The sequence below is a fragment of the Pseudomonas sp. CC6-YY-74 genome (genome assembly GCF_002025205.1).
In the GTDB taxonomy this organism is placed as follows: domain Bacteria; phylum Pseudomonadota; class Gammaproteobacteria; order Pseudomonadales; family Pseudomonadaceae; genus Aquipseudomonas; species Aquipseudomonas paeninsulae.
The window spans coordinates 1,057,346-1,080,805 of sequence record NZ_CP019947.1; the positions used below are offsets into that span (position 1 = coordinate 1,057,346).

General features: G+C 59.7%; 24 protein-coding genes. 21 read left to right on the top strand and 3 right to left on the bottom strand.

All coding sequences use genetic code 11. The features are described from left to right. Nucleotides 1-12: 12 nt before the first annotated feature. The 9 genes from fabG (at nucleotide 13) to B2D37_RS04985 (ending at nucleotide 7,502) form a co-directional block, all read left to right on the top strand. Nucleotides 13-756: a 3-oxoacyl-ACP reductase FabG gene (gene fabG / locus B2D37_RS04945; RefSeq protein WP_079201673.1), complete on the top strand. Its 744-nt coding sequence runs from the start codon at nucleotides 13-15 to the stop codon at nucleotides 754-756. A gap of 196 nt (nucleotides 757-952) precedes the next feature. After that, nucleotides 953-1,189 carry an acyl carrier protein gene (gene acpP, locus B2D37_RS04950; RefSeq protein WP_025167424.1) on the top strand — a complete coding sequence of 79 codons (237 nt, stop codon included), beginning with the start codon at nucleotides 953-955 and terminating at the stop codon, nucleotides 1,187-1,189. Nucleotides 1,190-1,481: 292 nt separating this feature from the next. Further along, nucleotides 1,482-2,726 (top strand): beta-ketoacyl-ACP synthase II, encoded by a 1,245-nt coding sequence (gene fabF / locus B2D37_RS04955; RefSeq protein ID WP_079201674.1) that lies wholly within the window; start codon nucleotides 1,482-1,484, stop codon nucleotides 2,724-2,726. Then, the gene (gene pabC, locus B2D37_RS04960; RefSeq protein ID WP_079201675.1) at nucleotides 2,726-3,541 is read left to right on the top strand and encodes an aminodeoxychorismate lyase; all 816 of its coding nucleotides are present in this window, start codon (nucleotides 2,726-2,728) and stop codon (nucleotides 3,539-3,541) included. The genes fabF and pabC overlap by 1 nt, the downstream gene beginning before the upstream one ends. 3 nt (nucleotides 3,542-3,544) lie before the next feature. Beyond that, the gene (mltG, locus tag B2D37_RS04965; protein ID WP_079201676.1) at nucleotides 3,545-4,597 is read left to right on the top strand and encodes an endolytic transglycosylase MltG; all 1,053 of its coding nucleotides are present in this window, start codon (nucleotides 3,545-3,547) and stop codon (nucleotides 4,595-4,597) included. A 10-nt stretch (nucleotides 4,598-4,607) separates the two neighbouring features. Further along, on the top strand, nucleotides 4,608-5,240 hold the full coding sequence (tmk, locus tag B2D37_RS04970; RefSeq protein WP_079201677.1) for a dTMP kinase: 633 nt from the start codon (nucleotides 4,608-4,610) through the stop codon (nucleotides 5,238-5,240). Next, nucleotides 5,233-6,219 (top strand): DNA polymerase III subunit delta', encoded by a 987-nt coding sequence (locus B2D37_RS04975; RefSeq protein WP_079201678.1) that lies wholly within the window; start codon nucleotides 5,233-5,235, stop codon nucleotides 6,217-6,219. Before tmk ends, B2D37_RS04975 begins: the two co-directional genes overlap by 8 nt. Before the next feature lie 36 nt (nucleotides 6,220-6,255). Then, on the top strand, nucleotides 6,256-6,612 hold the full coding sequence (locus B2D37_RS04980; RefSeq protein ID WP_003245164.1) for a PilZ domain-containing protein: 357 nt from the start codon (nucleotides 6,256-6,258) through the stop codon (nucleotides 6,610-6,612). A gap of 107 nt (nucleotides 6,613-6,719) precedes the next feature. Further along, nucleotides 6,720-7,502: a TatD family hydrolase gene (locus B2D37_RS04985; protein ID WP_079201679.1), complete on the top strand. Its 783-nt coding sequence runs from the start codon at nucleotides 6,720-6,722 to the stop codon at nucleotides 7,500-7,502. 430 nt (nucleotides 7,503-7,932) lie between these two features. On the opposite strand, the gene B2D37_RS04990 is transcribed toward B2D37_RS04985, so the two are convergent. Then, nucleotides 7,933-9,066 (bottom strand): aminotransferase class V-fold PLP-dependent enzyme, encoded by a 1,134-nt coding sequence (locus B2D37_RS04990; protein ID WP_079201680.1) that lies wholly within the window; start codon nucleotides 9,064-9,066, stop codon nucleotides 7,933-7,935. Nucleotides 9,067-9,142: 76 nt separating this feature from the next. Between B2D37_RS04990 and B2D37_RS04995 the strand changes: the two genes are divergently transcribed. The 5 genes from B2D37_RS04995 (at nucleotide 9,143) to B2D37_RS05015 (ending at nucleotide 13,053) form a co-directional block, all read left to right on the top strand. Next, complete coding sequence (locus tag B2D37_RS04995) at nucleotides 9,143-9,781, top strand: TetR/AcrR family transcriptional regulator (protein ID WP_079201681.1); 639 nt, start codon at nucleotides 9,143-9,145, stop codon at nucleotides 9,779-9,781. Between the two features lie 89 nt (nucleotides 9,782-9,870). Next, complete coding sequence (locus B2D37_RS05000; protein WP_079201682.1) at nucleotides 9,871-10,839, top strand: GTP 3',8-cyclase MoaA; 969 nt, start codon at nucleotides 9,871-9,873, stop codon at nucleotides 10,837-10,839. A 76-nt stretch (nucleotides 10,840-10,915) separates the two neighbouring features. Beyond that, nucleotides 10,916-11,806, top strand: coding sequence for a radical SAM protein (locus B2D37_RS05005; RefSeq protein ID WP_079201683.1), 891 nt, complete (start codon nucleotides 10,916-10,918; stop codon nucleotides 11,804-11,806). Between the two features lie 64 nt (nucleotides 11,807-11,870). Then, complete coding sequence (locus B2D37_RS05010) at nucleotides 11,871-12,473, top strand: DUF4823 domain-containing protein (protein WP_079201684.1); 603 nt, start codon at nucleotides 11,871-11,873, stop codon at nucleotides 12,471-12,473. A 10-nt stretch (nucleotides 12,474-12,483) separates the two neighbouring features. Then, entirely contained in the window at nucleotides 12,484-13,053 is a 570-nt protein-coding gene (locus tag B2D37_RS05015; protein WP_079201685.1) for a DUF1285 domain-containing protein, read from the top strand. A 114-nt stretch (nucleotides 13,054-13,167) separates the two neighbouring features. On the opposite strand, the gene B2D37_RS05020 is transcribed toward B2D37_RS05015, so the two are convergent. Beyond that, entirely contained in the window at nucleotides 13,168-14,832 is a 1,665-nt protein-coding gene (locus B2D37_RS05020; protein ID WP_079201686.1) for an electron transfer flavoprotein-ubiquinone oxidoreductase, read from the bottom strand. 319 nt (nucleotides 14,833-15,151) lie between these two features. On the opposite strand from B2D37_RS05020, the gene B2D37_RS05025 reads away from it, so the two are divergent. Continuing rightward, entirely contained in the window at nucleotides 15,152-15,901 is a 750-nt protein-coding gene (locus B2D37_RS05025) for an electron transfer flavoprotein subunit beta/FixA family protein (protein WP_079201687.1), read from the top strand. Further along, the gene (locus B2D37_RS05030; protein WP_079201688.1) at nucleotides 15,902-16,831 is read left to right on the top strand and encodes an electron transfer flavoprotein subunit alpha/FixB family protein; all 930 of its coding nucleotides are present in this window, start codon (nucleotides 15,902-15,904) and stop codon (nucleotides 16,829-16,831) included. A gap of 75 nt (nucleotides 16,832-16,906) precedes the next feature. On the opposite strand, the gene B2D37_RS05035 is transcribed toward B2D37_RS05030, so the two are convergent. Continuing rightward, nucleotides 16,907-17,845 carry an alpha/beta fold hydrolase gene (locus B2D37_RS05035; protein WP_079201689.1) on the bottom strand — a complete coding sequence of 313 codons (939 nt, stop codon included), beginning with the start codon at nucleotides 17,843-17,845 and terminating at the stop codon, nucleotides 16,907-16,909. 114 nt (nucleotides 17,846-17,959) lie between these two features. Here B2D37_RS05035 and B2D37_RS05040 point away from each other — a divergent pair, with 114 nt between their 5' ends. The 5 genes from B2D37_RS05040 to B2D37_RS05060 all read left to right on the top strand — a co-directional run bounded on the left by B2D37_RS05040 (nucleotide 17,960) and on the right by B2D37_RS05060 (nucleotide 23,458). Then, complete coding sequence (locus B2D37_RS05040; protein WP_079201690.1) at nucleotides 17,960-18,787, top strand: ABC transporter substrate-binding protein; 828 nt, start codon at nucleotides 17,960-17,962, stop codon at nucleotides 18,785-18,787. Nucleotides 18,788-18,797: 10 nt separating this feature from the next. After that, nucleotides 18,798-19,148, top strand: a complete 351-nt coding sequence (locus tag B2D37_RS05045) for a DUF4398 domain-containing protein (protein ID WP_079201691.1) — start codon at nucleotides 18,798-18,800, stop codon at nucleotides 19,146-19,148. Next, nucleotides 19,148-19,963, top strand: a complete 816-nt coding sequence (locus tag B2D37_RS05050; protein WP_079201692.1) for an OmpA family protein — start codon at nucleotides 19,148-19,150, stop codon at nucleotides 19,961-19,963. The genes B2D37_RS05045 and B2D37_RS05050 overlap by 1 nt, the downstream gene beginning before the upstream one ends. A gap of 250 nt (nucleotides 19,964-20,213) precedes the next feature. Further along, on the top strand, nucleotides 20,214-21,653 hold the full coding sequence (locus tag B2D37_RS05055) for a PLP-dependent aminotransferase family protein (RefSeq protein WP_079201693.1): 1,440 nt from the start codon (nucleotides 20,214-20,216) through the stop codon (nucleotides 21,651-21,653). Nucleotides 21,654-21,733: 80 nt separating this feature from the next. After that, nucleotides 21,734-23,458, top strand: coding sequence for a VWA domain-containing protein (locus B2D37_RS05060; RefSeq protein WP_079201694.1), 1,725 nt, complete (start codon nucleotides 21,734-21,736; stop codon nucleotides 23,456-23,458). Nucleotides 23,459-23,460: the final 2 nt, after the last annotated feature.

The window sequence follows — 23,460 nt, forward strand, 5'->3', positions numbered from 1 at the left end:
AGAGAGGTTTTTATGAGCCTGCAAGGTAAGGTTGCATTGGTCACTGGCGCGAGTCGCGGCATTGGTCAAGCCATTGCGCTGGAATTGGGGCGGCAGGGCGCCATTGTGATTGGGACGGCGACTTCGCCGTCTGGCGCCGAGCGGATCGCCGAGTACCTGAAAGAACATGGCATCGAAGGGGCTGGTCTGGTGCTTGATGTCAGCAGCGACGAGTCGGTTGCCACGACTCTGCAACACATTCAGCAACACCTTGGTCAGCCGTTGATCCTGGTCAACAACGCAGGTATCACCCGGGATAACCTGATGTTGCGCATGAAAGATGATGAGTGGTTCGATGTCATCAACACCAACCTGAACAGCCTGTATAGGTTGTCCAAGGCGGTGCTGCGCGGTATGACCAAGGCGCGCTTCGGGCGCATCATCAATATCGGTTCGGTTGTCGGCGCCATGGGCAATGCTGGGCAAGTGAACTATGCTGCGTCCAAGGCCGGGGTGGAAGGTTTCGGTCGGGCGCTGGCGCGTGAAGTCGGCTCGCGGTCGATCACTGTAAATGCTGTGGCGCCTGGTTTTATTGATACTGATATGACCCGCGAACTGCCGGAAGCACAGCGTGACGCGTTGCTGGCACAGATTCCGCTGGGTCGTTTGGGGCAGGCCGAAGAGATCGCGAAAGTAGTCGCTTTCCTCGCTTCCGATGGCGCAGCCTACGTCACAGGAGCTACTATCCCTGTGAACGGCGGAATGTACATGAGCTGAATGTGACTGCGGACTTCAGAAAACTGTCATAAATGCTGTCTAAAATCCGTTATTAAAGCTGCAATCGGTTTATAGGTGGATCGTTGAAGTGTTCTGGGGCAATCTCGCATTCTGCTTGAAAAGCTAAAAACCCTTTATATACACTTGGCCGCGGACCAGCTGCCTGGATTTTTCCAATTAGGAGTGAAAATACGGTATGAGCACCATCGAAGAACGCGTCAAGAAAATCGTTGCCGAGCAACTTGGCGTCAAAGAAGACGAAGTAACCAACAGCGCTTCCTTCGTTGAAGACCTGGGTGCCGACTCCCTTGATACTGTTGAGCTGGTAATGGCTCTCGAAGAAGAATTCGAGACTGAAATCCCGGATGAGCAAGCTGAGAAAATCACCTCCGTTCAGGAAGCCATCGATTACGTGACTGCGCACGCGCAATAAGCTGATCGTCGGTTCCCGACCAGGAAAAGCCGCACAGCCCTTATCGGGCGTGCGGTTTTTCTTTGACGGGGTGTTGATCGTGGCTATGCGGTTTACACCTCAAGCTTGTAGCGAGGTCTGTCTCGCACGCTGTATTCCAGGCCGACTCACATGCTGGGCTTGCCCTGCGGGTAAGTCTTTGGCTGTTGCTGCGCCGCGCGGTGTAGCGTCTTGCCTGTTCTTCGCTCGTTACCCGCTATTGCAGGGTAAGGGCATGGATAGGTGTTGAATAACCGAAAAAGAGGAGATTGCTGTGTCGCGTAGACGCGTCGTGGTTACCGGTATGGGCATGCTGTCGCCGCTGGGTAACGATGTGGCGAGCAGCTGGCAGGGTATTTTGGCCGGACGCAGTGGCATCGCCCCCATCGAACACATGGATCTTTCCGCTTACACCACCCGTTTTGGTGGTTCGGTCAAAGGGTTCAATGTCGAGGAGTATTTGTCCGCCAAAGAGGCGCGCAAGCTCGATCTATTTATTCAGTATGGCCTGGCCGCGAGCTTTCAGGCTGTGCGCGATTCCGGGCTGGAAGTGACCGACGCCAACCGTGAGCGTATCGGTGTGGCACTGGGTTCGGGTATTGGCGGCCTGACCAATATCGAGAACAACTGCAAATTGTTGCATGAGTTGGGCCCGCGGCGTATTTCGCCGTTTTTCGTCCCGGGCTCGATCATCAACATGATTTCCGGTTTCCTGTCGATCCATCTGGGGTTGCAGGGGCCGAATTATGCGATCGCCACGGCCTGTACCACGGGTACCCATTGCATCGGTATGGCCGCGCGCAATATTGCCTATGGCGAAGCCGACGTGATGGTCGCCGGTGGCGCCGAGATGGCTGCGTGTGGTTTGGGTATTGGTGGTTTTGCTGCGGCGCGGGCACTGTCCACGCGCAACGACGACCCAGCCAGCGCCAGTCGTCCGTGGGATAAGGATCGCGACGGCTTCGTGCTGTCGGATGGTGCCGGTGCACTGGTTCTGGAAGAGTTGGAGCATGCCAAGGCGCGAGGCGCGACCATCTATGCTGAGTTGATCGGCTTTGGCATGAGCGGCGATGCCTATCACATGACTTCACCACCGGAAGATGGTGCCGGTGCCGCACGCTGCATTGCTAATGCCATGCGCGACGCCGGGTTGAATACCGATCAGGTGCAGTACATCAACGCCCACGGCACCTCGACCTCTGCGGGAGACAAGGCTGAGGTCGCGGCGATCAAGTCGGTATTTGGCGAAAATGCCTATCGGCTTGCCGTCAGCTCGACCAAGTCGATGACCGGTCACCTGTTGGGCGCGGCTGGCGCGGTCGAGGCAATCTTCAGTATCTTGGCAATTCGTGAGCAGGTGGCGCCACCAACCATCAACCTGGACGAACCTAGCGAGGGCTGCGACCTCGACTTCGTTGCGCATCAAGCCAAGGCCATGCCGATCGATGTAGTGCTGTCCAATTCCTTCGGTTTTGGCGGTACCAACGGCTCGCTGGTGTTCCGCCGGTACGTCGGTTGATGCCTAGCTGGATCGACGGTCAACCGATGGAGTTGTTCTCCGTCAAGGATCGTGGTCTGGCCTACGGCGATGGGCTGTTCGAGACCATCGCCGTCAGTGGCGGCCGTCCCGCATTGCTGGATCGGCACCTGGCGCGGCTTGGCGAAGGTTGTGCACGCTTGCTGATCGATCTCGATCTGGCGCTGGTGCGTGTAGAACTGCTGGCGTTCAGTCGAGAGCTGGCTGATGGCGTAGCCAAGTTGATCGTGACCCGCGGTGATGGTTTGCGCGGTTACGCGCCGCCACAGCCTGGGTTGCCGCGAAGGATTCTGCAGGCCAGCGCCAAACCAGCTTATCCAGCCTGCAACGCAGCGCTGGGGGTGCGTTTGTTCCCCTGCGTTACGCGACTGGCCGAGCAGCCTCGCTTGGCCGGGATAAAGCATTTGAATCGGCTCGAGCAGGTGCTTGCGCGTGCCGAGTGGCAGGACGCCGAGCATGCCGAAGGCTTGATGCTGGATATCTCCGGGCGGGTAATTGAGGGCGTCTACAGCAATTTGTTTCTATTGAAGGATGGCGTCTTGCTCACGCCCGATCTTTCGCGTTGTGGTGTGGCCGGGGTGATGCGCGCCGAGCTGCTGGCACAGGCAGAGGGCCAAGGTTTGCACTGCCATGTGGGCGACATCGGTCTTGATGCGTTGCTAGGGGCAGATGAGGTCTTTCTCTGCAACAGTCTCTATGGCATCTGGCCTGTTCGTGCACTGCAACGGCATGAGTGGCCGGTTGGCCCGCTGACCCGTAAACTGCAGGTCATAGCCCGCGATCTACTGGACAGTTGATTAGTGATACGTAAATTGTTGTTGCTGCTTGAGGGCGGTGTATTAATTGCTGGTTTGCTGGTGGCCTTTGTCGCCTGGCAGCAGCACTCGGCGCTCGAGCAACCGTTGAGTTTGACCGAGGAACTGATGCTTGAAGTGCCGGCTGGCACCACACCTGGTGGCGTGCTCAATCGCCTGCAGGCTGACGGCGTTTTGCATGACGCGCTCTGGCTGCGACTCTACTGGCGCTTCAACCTCAAGGGGCAGCCTCTGCACAGTGGCGAGTATCGCCTCACTCCGGAGCTCAGCGTGCGCGATATGCTTGGGCTGTGGCAGCGTGGCGAGGTGGTGCAGTACAGCCTGACGTTGGTGGAAGGCTGGAGTTTTCGTCAGGTTCGCGCGGCCCTGGAACGCCAAAGCAAGCTTGAACTGACCTTGACCGAGCTGAGCGACGCCCAGTTGATGGCGCGCCTGGGCTACCCAGGGGCCAATCCGGAAGGGCGCTTCTTCCCCGATACCTACCGTTTCGTGCGCGGCATGAGCGATCTTGATCTGCTCAAGCAAGCCTATGTCCGCCTGGAGCAGGTCTTGGCCGAGGAGTGGCAGGCCCGCGCCGATGGGCTGCCTTACAAGGAGCCTTACGACGCCTTGATCATGGCCTCGATAATCGAAAAGGAAACCGGGGTGCCGGAGGAACGTAGCGAGATTGCCGGTGTATTTGTCCGACGTTTGCGTATCGGCATGCGCCTGCAAACCGACCCGACGGTAATTTATGGCCTGGGTGAGCGCTACAACGGCAAGTTGACCCGTGCTCACCTGCGTGAGCCGACTGCCTATAACACTTATGTGATCGATGGCATGCCGCCGACGCCGATCGCCATGGTGGGGCGCGAGGCAATCAATGCCGCGCTACATCCGGTGGCGGGCAAGAGCCTGTATTTCGTCGCCCGCGGCGATGGCAGCCATGTATTCTCCAACACCCTCAAGGCGCACAACCGTGCAGTGCGCGAGTATCAGCTCACGCGCCGCGAAGATTACCGTTCAAGTCCTGCCCCTGTGCAGTCGAACAATCAATAAAGGACAGCCTGTGAGCGGTTTGTTTATCACTCTGGAAGGCCCTGAAGGCGCTGGCAAAAGTACTAACCGCGAGTTCCTGGCCGAGCGCCTGCGAGCTCAAGGAATTGAGGTGTTGTTGACTCGCGAGCCAGGCGGTACACCGCTGGCTGAGCGCATCCGCGAGCTGTTATTGACGCCGTGCGATGAGCCAATGGCGGCCGATACCGAGTTGCTGCTGGTGTTCGCCGCTCGTGCCCAGCATCTGGCTCAGGTAATTCGTCCAGCGCTGGCCCGCGGTTGTGTGGTGCTCTGCGACCGCTTTACCGATGCCACCTATGCCTATCAGGGGGGCGGTCGCGGTTTGTCGGAGGTCCGAATTGCCGTGCTGGAAAGCTTCGTGCAAGGCGACTTGCGTCCGGATTTGACCCTGGTGTTCGATTTGCCGGTAGAGGTTGGTCTGGCCCGTGCTGCGGCGCGTGGCCGACTGGATCGATTCGAACAGGAAGGACGGGCGTTTTTCGAGGCGGTGCGCCAGACCTATCTGCGCCGTGCCAGTGAGGAGCCGCAGCGTTATCGGATTTTGAATGCCGCGCAATCGCTGAGTCAGGTGCAGCAGGATCTGGACGGCATGTTGGCGGGCATTGCGGAGCTGTGCCGTGGCTGATGCCTACCCCTGGCAAGCCACGCTCTGGCAGCAACTGGCCGGCCGCACGCAGCATGCTCATGCCTATCTGCTGCATGGTCCAGCCGGTATTGGTAAGCGCGCGCTCGCCGAGCGCCTAATGGCCCGCTTGCTCTGTCAGCGGCCAGCGGACCTGGATGCCTGCGGTCAGTGCAAATCCTGCCATCTGCTGGCTGCCGGCACCCATCCGGACAACTACATTTTGCAGCCGGAAGAGGTCGACAAGGCGATCAAGGTCGACCAGGTGCGTGACTTGGTCAGTTTCGTGGTTCAGACCGCTCAACTCGCCGGCCGTAAGGTGGTACTGGTCGAGCCGGCCGAAGCGATGAACCTGAACGCTGCCAACGCCCTGCTGAAAAGTCTGGAAGAGCCTTCCGGCGATACGGTTTTGCTGTTGATCAGTCATCAGCCCAGTCGTTTGCTGCCGACGGTGAGGAGTCGCTGCGTACAGCAGGCCTGTCCATTGCCGAGCCAGGCGATGAGCCAGGCCTGGTTGGCACAGACGCTGCCGGAATGTACTGATGAAGAGCGCACCGAGTTGCTCTGTCTGGCGGCAGGTTCGCCATTGGTCGCTGCGCGTATGCACGCACAGGGCGTGCGCCAGCAGCGTGCGCTGGTGGTCGAGGGGGTCAAGAAGCTGCTCAAGCAGCAGGTCGCGGCAAGCCAATTGGCAGAAAGCTGGAACGCGGTATCCTTGCAGCTATTGTTCGACTGGTTCTGTGACTGGGCGCAATTGATGCTGCGTTATCAGCTGACGCATGACGTGGATGGGCTGGGACAAGCCGATATGCGCAAGGTTGTACAGTACCTGGCGGAGAAAACGCCTCAGCCGAAAGTGTTGAAGATGCAGGATTGGTTGCTGGCGCAGCGGCAGAAAGTCATAGGTAAAGCCAACCTCAACCGTGTCTTGCTTCTCGAAGCCCTGCTGGTGCAGTGGGCAAGCCTGCCCGGACCGGGCTAGAATCGGCCATCACGTAATGAAAACCAGGAACGCCGCATGAGCTTGCCACCTAATTTGGGCCCGCGTAACGGAATCCTGTCTCTGACGATCAAAGACAAATCCGTGCTCTATGCCGCTTACATGCCCTTTATCAAGAATGGCGGGCTGTTTATCCCGACCAACAAGAGCTACAAGCTTGGCGATGAAGTATTCATGTTGCTCAACCTGATGGATGAGCCGGAAAAGATCCCCGTCGCCGGTAAGGTGGTGTGGATCACCCCTAAGGGCGCGCAGGGTAACCGTGCAGCGGGTGTCGGTGTGCAGTTCAATGACGGTGACAACACCGCGCGGAACAAGATCGAGACCTACCTGGCGGGTGCGCTGAAGTCGGACCGGCCAACCCATACCATGTAACTGCAGGCGCAAGTCCCAGCTCCAAGCCACACGTAAGCTGCTGTGCTTCGGGCTTTCTGGTGGGTTGAGGCGCGTGCCTTGCAGCTTTTCGCTTGAGACTGGCCCCGATGCTTATCGATTCCCACTGTCACCTCGATCGCCTCGATCTGACCGCCCATGACGGCTCCCTCGATGCCGCGCTGGATGCGGCGCGGGCGCGCGGCGTTGGTCATTTTCTCTGCATCGGTGTCAGTGCCGACAATGCCGCGGCGGTCAAAAGCCTGGCCGAGCGCTATGCCGATGTCGATTGCTCGGTCGGGGTTCATCCTCTGGATCTCGATCCGGGCGCCGCGCCAGTCCTGGACTGGTTGCTGGCCGAACTGAACCACCCTCGGGTGGTGGCCATCGGTGAAACCGGGCTGGATTACCATTACGAACCGCAAGCCGCAGAATCACAGCAGCAGGCCTTCCGCCTGCATCTGCAGGCCGCCCAGATCACCGGCAAGCCGGTGATCGTGCATACCCGGGAAGCGCGTGCCGATACCCTGGCCTTGCTACGCGAGGCCGCCTTACCGCAGGCCGGGGTGTTGCACTGTTTCACCGAAGACTGGGCGATGGCCAAGGCCGCGCTGGATCTCGGTTTCTATATTTCCCTATCTGGCATCGTCACCTTCCGTAATGCCGAGGCGCTGCGCGAAGTCGCCCGTCAGGTGCCGGTCGATCGCTTACTGGTGGAAACCGACTCCCCCTACCTGGCGCCAGTGCCACACCGCGGCAAACCAAATTTGCCGGAATACGTAAGAGACGTGGCCGAGTATCTGGCGCTGTTGCGGGGCGTGAGTTTCGAGCAGTTGGCCGATCAGACCAGCGCCAACTTCAAGCGACTGTTCCCATTGGCGCGGGTTGCCTGAATGAGGTGGGCGGATTACTAGCAAGTGGAACGCCGTCAGTCTGGCCATCCGCGATCAGTTGGGCGCTACTCGCCGAAGGCAGTACACCGTGAATAACCGGTGCGGCACACTCCTAATGGGCTGTCGCTGCGCTCTGTACGGAGTGCCGCCAGTTTGATACACGCCGCGATCCGTAGGGACGCAACTCGCCAAAGGCAGTGTGCGGTGGATAATCGGCGCGACAAAAAAAACCCGGGTTCTGGGGGGGAATCCGGGCTAAGACCATTAGGAGTAAATCAAGGCACGCGGTCCACGGTACCTTGCCTGGCGGGACACTTGGGGGGAGATGCCCCACCAGTACTCTTGAGTATTGGCGAAGTTTGCCGAACGTCCAGGCTCATTGGCCTCATTTTTTAAACAGATTTGGAATACCTGGCCGGCTTCTGAGTCCTCATCCTGTCGCCAACTGCTGCAGCAGGCTCAAGGTTTCCTCTATTACCCGTGCCTCGCTGTAAAAATGTGGGGACAGGCGGATGCCGGCGCCACGTTGTGCACAAATCACCTGTTCGGACCTGAGTTGCTGGAAAAGTGACTGATTATCCCAGCCGGCGAGGCTGAAGGTGACGATGCCGGCGCGCCGAGCCGGGTCAATCGGGCTATGCAGCGTGACGCCGGGGAGAGTGGCTAGGCCGTCGAGCAGCCACTGCACGCGCTCCTGCACGGCCTTGCCGACCTCGACCATGCCGACTTCCTCAAGCAGCGACAGGCTGGCTTCCAGCGCCATGGCCCCGAGCATATTCGGGCTGCCACATTCAAAGCGCCTGGCCGATTGCGCGGGTTGCCAATCCTGGCGCAGGTAGTCGCCGTGGTGTTCAAGCATATGCCAGCCGTATTCATGCAATTCAAGCTGGGCGCGCAGGTCGCTGCGACAATAGAACGCGCCCAGTCCTTCCGGGCCGAGTAGCCATTTATGCCCATCGGCCATGGCGAAGGCGCACTGGCAAGCCTGGACATCGAAGGGCAGGGCGCCGAGCTGCTGGATCGCGTCGACGCAGAACAATACGCCGCGTTGCTGGCAGCCATGGCCGAGGCGCTGCAGGTCCAGGCGCAGGCCGCTGGCGTATTGCACAGCGCTGATCGACAGCAGCCGGGTGCGCGGGCCGCAGGCGTTGAGTAGGTTGGTTTCCGGGTTGCCGCTATGCAGGTCGACCTTGATTACTTCGACTCCTTGCGGCTTGAGCGCCTCCCAGACCACCCGATTGGAGGGGAACTCCTCGTTGCTGATCACCACCTGGTCGCCCGCATGCCAGTCCAGGCCGAACGCCACGAAGGACAGCGCCTGCGAGGTGCTTTTGACCAGTGCGATATCGTCACTGCAGGGGGCATTGAGCAAGCGGGTCAGGCGTTCACGCAGGCGGCGCTCGACTAGCAGCCAATCTGCGTAGTCGCGGGCGCCAACCTGAGCGTTCTGTTCGGCAAACCGCGTGACCGCCAGCACTGCACGCCGTGGCCAGGGCGCGACTGCGGCGTGGTTCAGGTACCGGATGCCGGGAAGTTGCGGAAACTCGTCATGAATGCCGTACATGGTCGGATGATCCGTGCAATTTTGCGTTAGTTAGGCATAATACTCGGCTTCGATTTTCGACCTCTTAGTCCTTCTTATGCAGAATGAACCCCGTAAGGTCCGTGAGTTTCGCCGCCGCGAACAGGAAATTCTCGACACCGCGCTGAAACTGTTCCTTGAACAGGGTGAAGACAGCGTTACTGTCGAGATGATCGCTGACGCCGTCGGTATCGGCAAAGGCACCATCTACAAACACTTCAAGTCCAAGGCGGAGATCTACCTGCGCTTGATGCTCGACTACGAGCGCGACTTGAACGAGTTGCTGCATTCGGCCGACATCGACCGTGATAAGGAAGCACTGTCACGCGCCTACTTCGAGTTCCGCATGCGTGATCCGCAACGCTACCGCTTGTTCGACCGCCTGGAAGAGAAGGTGGTCAAGAGCAATCAGGTGCCGGAACTGGTTGAGCAGTTGCACAAGATCCGCGCCTCCAACTTTGAACGTCTGACTCAGCTGATCAAGGGCCGTATCGCCGAAGGCAAGTTGGAAGACGTGCCGCCGTATTTCCATTATTGCGCGGCTTGGGCGTTGGTGCATGGCGCCGTGGCGCTCTATCACTCGCCGTTCTGGAGCAATGTGCTGGAAGATCAGGAGGGGTTCTTCCAGTTCCTCATGGATATCGGTGTGCGCATGGGCAACAAGCGCAAGCGTGACCCCGAGACTCCGACTAGTTGACGCTATTCGGCCGGTTGATAGCGCATACAGTGCATGTGCCGTAGCGGGTTGCGGCGATATACTCCGAGTAATGTTAACCGGAGTCCTCCATGATTGTTGACCGCCAAGGTAGACGCTTTCGCAATCTGCGAGTAAGCCTCACCTCCGCCTGTAATTACGCCTGTACCTACTGCGTGCCCGACGGCAAGCGCCTGGTCGCGGCCCAGGACGAGCTGTCCGCCGAGGCCATGGTGCGCGGTGTCGGCTACCTTATCGAAGCTGCGGGTATCGAGCGCTTGCGTATTACCGGTGGCGAGCCCCTGGTCAGTCCGAAGCTGGAGGCGTTTCTGCGCGGCGTCAGCCCGCTGGGGTTGGCCGATATCAGTCTGACCAGCAACGGCCAACTGCTCTCGCGCAAGCTGCCGTTGCTGCTGGAAAACGGCATTCGCCGCCTCAACGTATCCCTGGATACCCTTGATCCCGTTGCTTTCCGGACCATTGCCCGCGGTGGTGATCTGCCCACTGTCTTGGCCGGCTTGGACGAAGCGCATGCCGCCGGCATGCGGATCAAACTCAACATGGTGCCGCTACGCGGGCAGAACCTCGATCAGGTTCTGCCGTTGCTGGAGTATTGTCTGGAGCGCGGTTTCGAACTGCGCTTTATCGAGCTGATGCGCATGGGCCATCTGGCGCGCGACGGCAACAGTTTCCTGCGCCAGTTCGTCGGCATGCCCGAGCTGTTGACCATGATCGGCGAGCGCTACGACTATACCCAGGCCGATGCGCCGGTGGATGCCACTGCGTTGCGCTACGAGGTTCCCGGTCAGGGCTTTTTCGGTGTGATTGCCAACGAAACTGTGCCGTTCTGCCGGACATGTTCACGTTTGCGCCTGTCGTCGACCGGCTGGCTGCATGGCTGTCTGTCGTCGAGCAATCGCCACTATGTCGGCGATCTGCTCGATAAACCGCGTCACCAGGCTTTACCGGCTTTGCAGGGGTTGCTGGTCAAGGCGCTGGGTGACAAGCAGGAGGTTGCCTTTTCCGGGGGTGTGACCGTCATGAAGATTATTGGAGGGTGAGAGCCGCAAGCCGCAAAAAGGGTGATTTCTATCGGTTGTGCAAGGCATCCTGGCTTGAAGCTTGACGCTAAAAAGTATGACTGATTTCCCGATTGCCTATATCGAACCGGTATTCCGCCCGCCAAGCGAGGCCCACTCGCTGATTCTGCCGGTGACCAACGGCTGCTCCTGGAATAACTGCACCTTTTGCGAGATGTACACCGAGGCGCAGAAGAAATTCCGTGCCCGCGATGAGCGGGAGGTGCTGGACGAAATTCGCCGCGCTGGCGAGCGGCTGATCGTGCAGCGGGTGTTTCTCGCCGATGGCGATGCCCTGGTGCTGCCGACGCGACGTTTGCTGGTCATCCTATCGGCCATTCGTGAGCACATGCCGGATGTCGAGCGGGTCTCGAGCTATTGCCTGCCACGCAATCTGCGCAAGAAATCGGTCGATGAGCTGAAGGAGCTGGCCGATGCCGGGCTGCGTATGGCCTATGTGGGCTGCGAGTCGGGTGACGACGAGGTGCTGGCGCGGGTCAACAAGGGCGAAACGTTCGAGTCCAGCCTGAGTGCCCTGGACAAGCTTGGCCAGGCAGGGATCACTCGTTCGGTGATGATCCTCAATGGTCTTGGTGGTAGCACCTTGAGCGTGCAGCATGCCGATAACTCGGCGCGCCTGATGAATGCCGCGCAACCGGAGTTCCTCTCGACCCTGGTGGTCAGTTTTCCCCAGGGCGAGGCGCGTTTTCGTCAGGCGTTCGCCGATTATCAGACATTGAGTCAGGAGCAACTGTTCATCGAGGTCGAGCGCCTGTTGCAAGGGCTTGAACTGCGCGACACGGTGTTTCGCAGCGACCATGCCTCCAACTACCTGGTACTCAAAGGCATCCTGGGTGCGGACAAGCCGCGTCTGTTGGCGCAGGTGCGCGCCGCCATCGAACAGCCGCAGGGTGCCGGGTTGCGTCAGGAGTGGCAGCGCGGCCTGTGATGGCGTGGAACCTGCATTACTGCCCTATCCGCCGGTATTCCGTCGCCGGCATGGGAGGAGAGTGATGCGCAGTCTGATGTTAATCCTGGCGTTGATGGTCTTGGGCGGCTGCATGAAGGTCAGCGACCTGGCCGATGGCGCCGCCTATCAATTGCGCGATGCCGGTTTTCTCGATCATGGGCAAACCGAGCGCATGGCCTCGCGCCGCCTGCAGCAGGACTCTTTCATCTATATCGTCCAGGGGCACTTCGTTCCCCCCGGCGCGGCCTATCCGCGCCCGAATGTGGTGGCGGAAGAGGCGTTCAAGGGCTTCGTCGAGTATTTCCCGCTGGTCCGTCGGGCGCGCAGCCCGGCCGGGCTGGAGGAGGCCATGGGCCAGGCGCGCGCGGCCGGCGCGCATTATCTGCTCTACAGCCGCTTCGCCTATGCCGATGATCGCATCGGTACCGGCGATGAGTGGGCGGATGAGCAGGCGCTGGACCGGCTCGGCACCGACCGTAGCGTCATCCAGTTGATGCTGATCGAGACCAATACCCGTTATCTGGTCGATACCGCGCGAATTCGCAGCCGTGGCGGCTTCCTGACGTTCTATGATGCCAAACCAGAAGATTTGCTCGGTCCGCCGCTGCGCGATTATGCCCGCAGCCTGATTGGGCTGAGCCGCTAAGGAAACTCACATGACCGACCCAGGCAAAAAAGCCGGCGACCTGCTGGCGCAAATCCCCAAGAGCGAGAAGAAGGGCTTGCCGCCCGTGCACCTGTGGAACCCTGATTTTTGCGGCGATATCGACATGCGCATCGCCCGTGACGGTAGCTGGTTCTACATGGGCACCCCGATTGGTCGCAAGCCGATGGTCAAGTTGTTCTCCACCATCATCCGCCGCGATGGCGACGATTACTTCCTGATCACCCCGGTGGAGAAGGTCGGCATCAAGGTCGACGATGCGCCCTTCGTTGCCGTCAGCCTGCAGGTCGACGGTGAGGGCGAGGCGCAGGTGCTGCGGTTCACCACTAACGTCGAGGAGGAGGCCGTCGCCGGCGCCGAGCATCCGCTACGCGTGGTGCTTAGTGAGCGGACCCAGGAGCCGTCGCCCTACGTGCATGTGCGCAGCAACCTGGAGGCATTGATTCACCGCAATGTGTTTTATCAGTTGGTCGAGTTGGCGGTGCCACGCGAGATCGACGGTAAGACCTGGCTGGGGGTGTGGAGCAGTGGCGAGTTCTTCCCGATTGGGCCGCAGCCCTAGGGCTCGGCGGCAGGGCGAGATCGCCGGGTGCAGCGTACGCAGCATGTTCATGAGGTCCCGGCGCACCCTGCGGACTAAAGAAAAAGGCTCCCGAGGGAGCCTTTTTTGCGCGTCTTACATATTGGGGTAGTTAGGTCCGCCGGCGCCTTCCGGTGCCACCCAGTTGATGTTCTGGGCGGGGTCCTTGATGTCGCAGGTCTTGCAGTGCACGCAGTTCTGCGCGTTGATCTGGAACTTCTTCTCGCCGTCTTCCAGGGTGACGATTTCGTATACGCCGGCAGGGCAGTAGCGTTGCGCCGGTTCGTCGTACAGCGGCAGGTTCTTGGTCAGCGGAATACTCGGGTCGGCGAGCTTCAGGTGGCAGGGTTGTTCCTCTTCATGGTTGGTGTTGGAGAGGAATACCGAGCTGAGTTTGTCGAAGCTGAGCTTGCCGTCTGGTTTCGGGTAGTCGATTCGCGTCGACTCGGCAGCCGGTTTAAGGGTGGCGTAATCCGGCTTGGTGTCGTGCAGGGTGAAGGGGATCTTGCCGCCGAACCAGTTCTGGTCGATGTAGTTGAACGCGCCGCCACCGAGGACGCCGAACTTGTGGATCGCCGCGCCGAAGTTACGGCTGCTGAACAGTTCGTCGTACAGCCAGCTAGCCTTGAAGGCGTCGACGTAGCCGGTCAGCTGGTCGCCACCTTCGCGTCCGGCGAACAGCGCGTCGGCCACCGCGTCGGCGGCGAGCATGCCGGACTTCATGGCGGTGTGGCTGCCCTTGATCTTGGCGAAGTTGAGGGTGCCGAGGTCGCAACCGATCAGCGCGCCGCCGTTGAAGACCATCTTCGGCAGCGAGTTGAGGCCGCCTTTACTGATGGCGCGTGCGCCGTAAGCCACGCGCTTGCCGCCTTCCAGATACTGGGCAATCACCGGGTGGTGCTTGTAGCGCTGGAACTCGTCGAACGGCGACAGATGCGGGTTGCTGTAGGACAGGTCGACGATCAGGCCTACTACGACCTGGTTGTTCTCCAGGTGATAGAGGAAGGAACCACCGGTGTTTTCACTGTCGACCAGCGACAGCGGCCAGCCGGCGGTATGTACCACCAAACCTTGCTCGTGCTTGGCCGGGTCGATGTCCCAGATTTCCTTGATGCCGATGCCGTAATGCTGGGCGTCGGCTTCGCTGTCGAGGTTGTACTTCTTGATCAGTTGCTTGCCGATATGGCCACGGCAGCCTTCGGCGAACAGGGTGTACTTGGCGCGCAACTCCATGCCGGGGGTGAAATAACCCTCTTTCGGATTGCCTTCGCGGTCGACGCCCAGGTCGCCGGTGAGAATGCCGTAGACCGAGCCCTTCTCGTCGATCAGGGCTTCCTGGGCGGCGAAGCCGGGGTAGATTTCCACGCCCAGGTTTTCGGCTTGTTGCGCTAGCCAGCGGCACAGATTGCCCAGGGAAATGATGTAGTTGCCCTGGTTGTGCATGGTCTTGGGCACGAACAGGTCGGGAATTCGGCTGGCTTTTGTCGCGTTATTCAGCAGGTAGATGTCGTCGCGCTTGACCGGGGTGTGCAGCGGTGCGCCGAGTTCCTTCCAGTCAGGGAACAGTTCGTTCAGGGCGCGCGGCTCGAACACCGCACCGGAGAGAATATGCGCACCGACTTCGGAGCCTTTTTCAACCACGCAGACGCTGATTTCCTTGCCCGCTTCGGCGGCTTTCTGCTTCAGTCGGCAGGCGGCGGACAGGCCGGCTGGGCCGGCGCCGACGATGACGACGTCGAATTCCATAAACTCGCGTTCCACAGGTTATCTCCTACTCAAGGCTCTCAAATTTTATTTGACGATCAGGCTCGTTCCCTGGGCGATGCTGGCGCATTATATCTGCACCCTCCGAACGGGCCAATACAAACGTTTGTTTGAATATTCTGTAGTCCTGTTAGAATCCTACTACATCACGGATGACTGGCCGACTCATTGTATTGACCAGGCTAGGCCGTGCAGTCAAGATACGGGCGGTTTTGCGTTCGCCGTCTGGGCTGAGGGTCGGTTCCGGCCGATTTGCATTACCCGCCATGTTCGCTTCTGGCGACATTCCTATTCACCGGAGAGTAACGAGGAATCCATGAAGGTTCTTGTAGCTGTCAAACGAGTGGTCGACTACAACGTCAAGGTTCGCGTCAAAGCGGACAACAGCGGCGTTGATCTTGCCAACGTCAAGATGTCGATGAATCCCTTCTGCGAAATCGCCGTGGAAGAAGCGGTACGCCTGAAAGAAAAAGGCGTGGCGAGTGAAATTATCGTGGTGTCGATCGGCCCGATTGCTGCTCAAGAGCAGCTGCGTACCGCCCTGGCACTGGGCGCCGATCGCGCCATTCTGGTCGAGTCCAGCGATGAGCTGAACTCCCTAGCCGTCGCCAAACTGCTCAAGGCAGTGGTCGACAAGGAGCAGCCGCAGCTTGTCATTCTAGGCAAGCAGGCGATCGACAGCGACAACAACCAGACCGGCCAGATGCTCGCCGCACTGAGCGGCTACGCCCAAGGCACCTTCGCCTCCAAGGTGGAAGTGGCCGGTGACAAGGTCAACGTGACTCGCGAAGTCGACGGCGGCCTGCAGACCGTGGCATTGAACCTGCCGGCGATCGTGACTACCGACCTGCGTTTGAACGAGCCGCGCTACGCATCGCTGCCGAACATCATGAAGGCCAAGAAGAAGCCGCTGGAAGTGCTCACCCCAGAAGCCCTGGGCGTTGCCACCACTTCCACCGTCAAGACCCTGAAAGTCGAAGCGCCTGCTACCCGCAGCGCCGGCATCAAGGTCAAGTCGGTGGCTGAATTGGTCGAGAAACTGAAGAACGAGGCGAAGGTAATCTAAATGGCTATCTTAGTTGTTGCAGAACACACTAACGCGGCCCTGGCGCCTGCCACCTTGAATACCATTGCCGCGGCGCAAGCTATCGGTGGTGATATCCATGTGCTGGTAGCCGGTAGCGGTTGTGGCGCAGTTGCCGAAGCTGCTGGCAAAATCGCTGGAGTGGCCAAGGTCCTGGTTGCCGACAACGCTGCATTCGCTCATCAGCTGCCGGAAAATGTCGCGCCGCTGGTCGCCGAGTTGGGTGCTGGTTACAGCCACATCCTGGCTGCAGCCACCAGCAACGGCAAAAACATCCTGCCGCGGGTTGCCGCTCAGCTGGACGTGGATCAGATCTCGGAAATCATTGCCGTTGAAAGCGCTGACACCTTCAAGCGTCCGATCTATGCCGGTAACGCTATCGCTACCGTGCAGTCCTCGGCGGCGGTGAAAGTGATCACCGTGCGTGCTACTGGTTTCGATCCGGTTGCGGCTGAGGGCGGTTCCGCTGCTGTTGAAGCTGTTGCCATTGGCGGCGACGCTGGCAAGTCGGCATTCGTCGGCGAAGAGCTGGCCAAGTCCGATCGTCCGGAACTGACCGCGGCCAAGATCGTCGTATCCGGCGGCCGCGGCATGCAGAACGGTGACAACTTCAAGCACCTCTATGCCTTGGCCGACAAACTTGGCGCAGCCGTTGGTGCTTCTCGCGCCGCGGTCGACGCCGGTTTCGTGCCCAACGACATGCAGGTCGGTCAGACTGGCAAGATCGTTGCCCCTGAGTTGTACATCGCCGTCGGCATCTCCGGTGCGATTCAGCACCTGGCTGGCATGAAAGACTCCAAGGTGATCGTTGCGATCAACAAGGATGAAGAGGCGCCGATTTTCCAGGTGGCCGATTACGGTTTGGTCGCCGACCTGTTCGAGGCCATCCCGGAGTTCGAGAAACTGGTGTAAGCCGGCTTTCCTGGCTCCATGAAAAACCCGCCTTGAGCGGGTTTTTTCTTGTGTGCAATGTATCTTGGCGCGGCGTTATTCAAGCTCTGTTACGACGGTGCGCAGAAACGCCCGGTAGTGTTCGGCGGTTTCCTCGGGGCGTTCGATCATGGGGGCGTGCCCACAGTTTTGCATGATCACCACGCTGGGTCGCTGCAGGAGCGGCTGCATGACCTCGATACTGGAAACATCCAGAACCCTGTCCTGCGCACCCCATAGCAGTAGCGTCGGTGCCAGGATCTTCGGCAGTTCAGGTTCGAGCGGAATATAGCGACTGACCAGTTGCGCGAAGATCCGTTCGTTAAGTGCACTATTGGCGATGCTTCTTGCTGCCAGATAGTGCTTGATGCGCTCGGGCATGCTCGGCACTTCGACGAAGATGAACGCCAACAACTGATCGAACTGTTGCTGCGTGTTGACGATCAGCGGATTGGGTTCGCCGCGTTCGAGACGCTCGATCAGCTCGCTTTTTTGTGGCGAGTCGATGCCGGCATTATCGAGCAGGGCTACCGACAGGATTTGCTCGGGGTAGCGTGCGGCATACAGGGCGCTGATATGGCCGCCCATCGAATTGCCGATCAGATGCAGTTTCTTGATCTTCAAGGCTTGAGTGAATGCGGCGAGGCGTTCGACTTGAGTGCCGACATCGTAGCTGGCGTAAGGCTTGCTACTGTCGCCGAAGCCGGGCAAGTCCAAGGCTATCACCTGGTAGTCCTCGGTGAAGTAGCGAGCAAATTGCAGCCAGTTGTCCTTGCTGGCACCAAAGCCATGGATCATCAGAATGGTTTCGCCGTTGCTCGGGCCGCCTTGGTAGTAATGAATGCTAAGATCGCTGACGGTCAACCGTTTGGCGCTGAGATCTGCCCGTTGCTGCTCGATCAGCTGCGTCGTGGCCAGTAGCGCGGCGGGGCAGAGATAGAGCGTTGTAGCGGCGCCGCCAAGCAGCAGTATCAAGCCAAGTAGCAGTTTTTTCATGGTGCACCCTTATCGCAAATTATTATTAAGCTGGTTGTCAGCTAACATGCAGCCGACATTCACCAGTGTTTGCTTGCCCTGAAAGTCCATCAACAGTTCAGTCGAGAAGTCGCCATGCTCGAACGTGGGTTATTGAAATCTCTATTGCTTTTTCTTGGCGTAGTCCTGTTGCCAGGGCTGAGTGCTGCTGCTGGCAAGTGTGAGCGGCTGGTCGCCACTGGTAATCCGGAGTATCCGCCTTATTTATGGCGTGACCCGCAGAATCCGCAGCAATTGATCGGTGCCAACGCCGACTTGCTCAAGCATCTGGCCAAAGAGTTGGGTCTGGGGATCGATGTGATCTATACCGGGCCTTGGTCTCGCGCCCAAGACGAGGTGCGCACGGGACGGGTCGATTTGCTCGCCGGTGCTTTTCTGACCTTGCCGCGTCTGGAAATCATGGATTATGTGCACCCGGCATTTTTCTTCACCCCTAGTGTGATCTGGGTGCGTAAAGGCGCGGAGTTTCCCTATGCCAGTTGGGCCGACCTGCATGGCCGCACTGGTGGGACGTTGGTGAATAACAGTTTTGGCCAGCAGTTCGACGCTTATGCCAAGGCCAATTTGACCCTGGAAGGCGTGTCCAGTCTGACTCAGGCATTTCAGAAGTTACTGCTGGGCCGTACCGATTATGTGCTCTACGAGCGGTTTCCCGGTTTGGCTCTGGCCGAGACGCAGGGCATTGAGGATGACCTGCTGGTGCTGGATCCGCCTATTTCCAGCGAGGGTTTGTACCTGACCCTGTCGCACAACTCGGCATGCAACGACCCCTGGCTGCGCGGACAACTGGCGAAAAAGATGACAGAATCGGTCGCTACCGGCCTGCCGGAAGCCTTGCTGCAGCACAATCTATTGCGCTGGAAAGAGCAGCATCTGCAACCCGCAAGCGTCCCGAATCCGTAGGAAGTTTTTTGTGATTAATCGATTTTCATGCGCCGCAATCGTGGTGCTGAGTTTGACCGGTTGCGCCAGCGACCCAGCGCCCATCGAGCAATTGCGGCTCACCGAGCAAGCCTTGGCACAAGCCAAAGCTGTTGGTGCCGATGAGCAAGTAGCTGAGCTGGCAATGGCCGAAGCCAAGTTGTTGCAGGCTCAATCTGCCATGCAACGTGACGCCTTCAAGGACGCGCGGGTACTTGCCGAGCAGGCCGAGCTGGATGCCCGCCTGGCGGAATCTCGGGTGTTGACGCAGAAAAGTCAGGATCAGCTGAACGAACTTAATAGCCGCATCAATCGCCTGCGCAAGCAGTTGGGGGCGCTGTGATGAATGCTCGAATCCAGTTGCTGGGAGGCGCTCTGTTGGCGTTGCTGCTGAGTGGTTGCGCGGGGTCGCAACAGCAGAGCAGCAGTGAGGCACTCGAGACGGCCCGCAGCAGCTTTCAGGCGGTAAAGGAAAACTCCGATGTGCTGCGCAGCGCACCGAAAGATGTGATCCGTGCGGGCGAATCCCTGGCCCGTGCAGACCGCTTGTCGAGCTATTGGGGCAGTACGGATGACGTTGGCCATTACGCCTACCTTAGTCAGCGTTACAGCGAAATCGCCGGACAAAACAGTGCCTTGACCCTGAATCAGGATCGGGCGGCCAAGCTCGAGATGGAGCGCCAACGCCTGCAGTTGGCCCTGCGTGAGGCCAAGCTGCTCAGTGTGCAGGAGCAGAGCAACTGGCTGGAAGAGCAGATACTCAGCCTGACAACCGGTGAGACCGAGCGTGGCTTGGTGATGACCCTTGGCGATGTGTTGTTCGATGCAGGACAGGCCGAGCTGAAGGCCTCGGCCAATCGTACAGTCTTGAAACTGGTGCAGTTCCTGCAGCTGAATCCGCGCCGGGTGGTGCGTATCGAGGGCTACAGCGACAGCAGTGGCGACCAGCTGGCAAACCTCGAACTGTCCCGCGCGCGGGCGCAAGCCGTCGCCGATGTCCTGGTTGATCTGGGTGTCGAAACCACGCGCATCGAGGTGCAAGGCCATGGTGAGAGCTTCCCGGTGGCCGAGAATGCGTCGGCCAGGGGCCGCGCACTAAACCGTCGAGTCGAGATCGTGTTCTCCGACGAGTTGGGGCGGCTGAGTTCCGCACGCTGATCCAGGCAGAACCCAAAAGCCCTGGCGCGCCGGGGCTTTTTACTGCGCTCGATTTATCGCAGGCCGTAGCCGGGATCGCCGCGACCTAGAGGCAGTGGGTCATTCCAAAAAACAGTTGGCTGGTTATTGAATTGTTCCACAGCAGTCGCTGGCGGATCGGTGCTGTTTCGTCCACAATTTATGGAACTGTACCGGTGCACTTTCGGTTCTCCGGGTTACTGTATGGGTCCAATAAAGCGGGAAGGCGGTCATGACCAGTCTGTTGCTCTATCAGCGTATCGCCCAGCAATTGGCGGAAGACATCCGCCGCGGTGTCTATCAGCCGGGAGAGCGGGTGCCGTCGGTGCGCAAGATGAGCTCGCAGCTTAGTGTCAGTCATGCCACGGTATTGCAGGCTTACGCCAACCTGGAGGACCAGGGGCTGATCCGCGCGCGCCCGCAATCCGGTTTCTATGTGCACCAGACCCCGGCCCTGACCGCGCCGACCCCGGATATCGCCAGGGTCGAGCGTCCCAGCCTGGTGACGCGCAGCAGCATCATCAATCAGATCCTCACCGAGTCGCGCCGCGAGGGCGTGTTCCCCCTCGGCGCGGCGGTGCCGCATGTTGACTACCTGCCGGTACGCGCCTTGCACCAGCAGTTGGCCAAGGTTACCCGGTTTCAGAGTCCGCGTGCCTTCAGCTATATGTTCAGCCCCGGTTTCGAGCCGCTGCGTCGCCAGGTGGCGATCCGTATGCGCGATGCCGGCGTGGTGGTCGATCCATCAGAAGTGGTGATTACCCATGGTTGCGTCGATGCGCTGCAGATGTCGCTGCGAGTGCTGACCAAGCCGGGGGATTTGATCGCCACCGAGTCGCCGACCTATTACGGCCTGCTGCAGTTGGCCGATCTGCTGGGCCTTAAGGTCATCGAAATTCCCAGCGATCCAACCACGGGGATCAGCCTGGAAGCGTTGCAGTTGGCGGCCAGTCAGTGGCCGATCAAGGCGCTGGTGTTGACCGCACGCTTGAGCAATCCGCTCGGCGGCAGCATCCCCGAGCCGCGGCAGAAGCAGTTGTTGCGTCTGGCTGGGGATTTCGATATCCAGATCGTCGAGGACGACATCTACGGCGAACTGATGTTCGAGCAAGGGCCGATCAAGGCGCTCAAGTCGCATGACCGGGAAGGGCGGGTGGTGTATTGCTCGAGCTTCTCCAAGACCCTGTCGCCGGGGGTGCGCATCGGCTGGATCATCGCCGGTAAATATCAGGATGAGATCCAGCGTCTGCAGACTTTCAGCACCCACTCAGCCTGCAGCGTCACGCAGATGGCGGTGGCCGCCTACCTCGAGAACGGCGGTTACGACCGCCACCTGCGCTACATCCGCCAGGAGTACCGCAAGAACCTCAGTGCCTTCCAGTTAGCGATACAGCAGTATTTTCCAGAAGGCACGCAGATGACGCGGCCCAATGGCGGTTTCATCCTCTGGATCAGCCTGCCGGTGCGGGTCAATACCAAGGACTTGCACGTGCGCGCCTTGCAGCAGGGCATCAGCATTGCGCCGGGGCTGATCTTCAGCAATACCGAACAGTTCAACCACTGCGTGCGCCTGAATTGCGGCATTCCCTGGAATCGCGAGGCCGAGCGCGCCTTGATGACCCTGGGCATGCTGGCCAGCCAGTTGTGCCAGGAGGCAACGGCGAGTAGCTGAATGTCCTCGCCGTTAACCCGAATCGGCCGGCTATTGCGTCTACCAGGGCGAAGAACTTTTTCGCCCTAAGGAGATGCGTCATGTCGAGGATTCGTGCGTTACATCCGCAACCGCTGCTGCAGGGATTTGCCGGTAGTCTGCTGCTGACCCTGGCCGCCTGCAATGCCACTCAACCGGAGCCGCCGCAGGTTCATGTTGCTGATCAGCAAGAGGTAGTTCCGGCCGTTGAGCAATCCCCTGCGCCGCTGCTAGTGAAAAAAGCCGAGTTACAGCGCTATGCCGCCGTCGCCTCGTTGCCGGCGGCGGGTCAACCTGGCGCACCTATGGTGGACTCTCTGCCGTCGACGTACCGCGAGCAATATCGCGAGGAGTACCAGAAGCTCGCCGACAATCCGGTGCAGGCCGTGGCCGAAACGCCGGTGTCGACCTTCAGTATCGATGTCGATACCGGCAGTTATGCCAACGTCCGCCGCTTCCTCAACCAGGGCCAGTTGCCGCCAGCCGAGGCGGTGCGCCTGGAGGAACTGGTCAATTATTTCCCCTATGCCTACCCACTGCCTAAGGACGATACGCCCTTTGGCGTCGGCACCGAGTTGGCGGTGACGCCGTGGAACCCGCACAGCCGTTTGCTGCGCATCGCGATCAAGGCGACGGATCTGTCGGTGGCGGCCATGCCGCCGGCCAATCTGGTGTTTTTGGTGGATGTCTCGGGTTCGATGGATCGCCGCGAAGGCTTGCCTCTGGTGCAGAGCACCCTGAAGTTGCTGGTCGAGCAATTGCGCGCCGAGGACAAAGTATCCTTGGTGGTGTATGCCGGTTCCTCCAGTGTGGTGCTGGAGCCGACCGCGGGCAGCGAGAAGGCCAGGATTCGCGCGGCCATCGATCAGTTGCGCGCCGGCGGTTCGACGGCCGGTGAGTCGGGCATTCAGCTGGCCTATCAGCAGGCGCAGCAGGGCTTTATCAAGAACGGCATCAACCGTATTCTGCTGGCCACCGATGGCGATTTCAACGTCGGCATCAGCGATTTCGACTCGCTCAAACAGCTGGCGGCCGACAAGCGCAAGAGCGGGATTACCCTGACCACCCTGGGCTTCGGCACCGACAACTACAACGAACGCCTGATGGAGCAACTGGCCGATGCCGGTGATGGCAACTACGCCTATATCGACAACCTGCGCGAGGCGCGCAAGGTGTTGGTCGATCAGCTCAGCTCGACCCTGGCGGTGGTGGCCAAGGACGTGAAAATTCAGGTCGAATTCAACCCGGCCCAGGTCAGCGAGTACCGCCTGCTCGGCTATGAAAATCGCGTGCTGAAACGTGAGGATTTCAGCAACGACAAGGTCGACGCCGGCGAAATAGGCGCCGGCCATAGCGTGACCGCGCTCTATGAAATAGTTCCGGCCGGTAACCAAGGCTGGCTGGAGCCGTTGCGCTATCAGCCGGCGGAAAAGGCCGTGGGCAAACAGGGTGAACTGGCGCTGCTGCGCATCCGCTACAAGGCGCAGCTACAGAGCAACAGCCGCCTGTTGGAAATCCCCATCGAGGCGCAACGCAATGCTCCGGCAATCGCCCAGGCCAGCGAGGACTTGCGCTTCGCCGCCGCCGTCGCGGCCTTTGCCCAGCAGCTCAAAGGCGCGCAGTACACCGGTGAGTTCGATCTGGCAGCCAGCGCCGAGTTGGCGCGTAGCGGCAAAGGCGAGGACCGCTTGGGTCTGCGCGGCGAATTCGTGCAACTGGTCGAATTGGCGCAAAGCCTGCAAACTTCGTCTTCACTTCCCGTGCCCAGCGCTGCCCAGGTCGATTAAGC

Coding starts and splice junctions, on each gene's coding strand:
- acpP (WP_025167424.1), top strand. CDS start 953: ATGAGCACCATCGAAGAACGCGTCAAGAAAATCGTTGCCGAGCAACTT.
- B2D37_RS04980 (WP_003245164.1), top strand. CDS start 6,256: ATGAGCTTGCCACCTAATTTGGGCCCGCGTAACGGAATCCTGTCTCTG.
- B2D37_RS04990 (WP_079201680.1), bottom strand. CDS start 9,066: ATGTACGGCATTCATGACGAGTTTCCGCAACTTCCCGGCATCCGGTAC.
- B2D37_RS04995 (WP_079201681.1), top strand. CDS start 9,143: ATGCAGAATGAACCCCGTAAGGTCCGTGAGTTTCGCCGCCGCGAACAG.
- B2D37_RS05040 (WP_079201690.1), top strand. CDS start 17,960: ATGCTCGAACGTGGGTTATTGAAATCTCTATTGCTTTTTCTTGGCGTA.
- fabG (WP_079201673.1), top strand. CDS start 13: ATGAGCCTGCAAGGTAAGGTTGCATTGGTCACTGGCGCGAGTCGCGGC.
- B2D37_RS05000 (WP_079201682.1), top strand. CDS start 9,871: ATGATTGTTGACCGCCAAGGTAGACGCTTTCGCAATCTGCGAGTAAGC.
- B2D37_RS04985 (WP_079201679.1), top strand. CDS start 6,720: ATGCTTATCGATTCCCACTGTCACCTCGATCGCCTCGATCTGACCGCC.
- B2D37_RS05010 (WP_079201684.1), top strand. CDS start 11,871: ATGCGCAGTCTGATGTTAATCCTGGCGTTGATGGTCTTGGGCGGCTGC.
- B2D37_RS05055 (WP_079201693.1), top strand. CDS start 20,214: ATGACCAGTCTGTTGCTCTATCAGCGTATCGCCCAGCAATTGGCGGAA.
- B2D37_RS05030 (WP_079201688.1), top strand. CDS start 15,902: ATGGCTATCTTAGTTGTTGCAGAACACACTAACGCGGCCCTGGCGCCT.
- B2D37_RS05015 (WP_079201685.1), top strand. CDS start 12,484: ATGACCGACCCAGGCAAAAAAGCCGGCGACCTGCTGGCGCAAATCCCC.
- B2D37_RS05025 (WP_079201687.1), top strand. CDS start 15,152: ATGAAGGTTCTTGTAGCTGTCAAACGAGTGGTCGACTACAACGTCAAG.
- B2D37_RS05050 (WP_079201692.1), top strand. CDS start 19,148: ATGAATGCTCGAATCCAGTTGCTGGGAGGCGCTCTGTTGGCGTTGCTG.
- B2D37_RS05035 (WP_079201689.1), bottom strand. CDS start 17,845: ATGAAAAAACTGCTACTTGGCTTGATACTGCTGCTTGGCGGCGCCGCT.
- B2D37_RS05060 (WP_079201694.1), top strand. CDS start 21,734: ATGTCGAGGATTCGTGCGTTACATCCGCAACCGCTGCTGCAGGGATTT.
- pabC (WP_079201675.1), top strand. CDS start 2,726: ATGCCTAGCTGGATCGACGGTCAACCGATGGAGTTGTTCTCCGTCAAG.
- B2D37_RS05005 (WP_079201683.1), top strand. CDS start 10,916: ATGACTGATTTCCCGATTGCCTATATCGAACCGGTATTCCGCCCGCCA.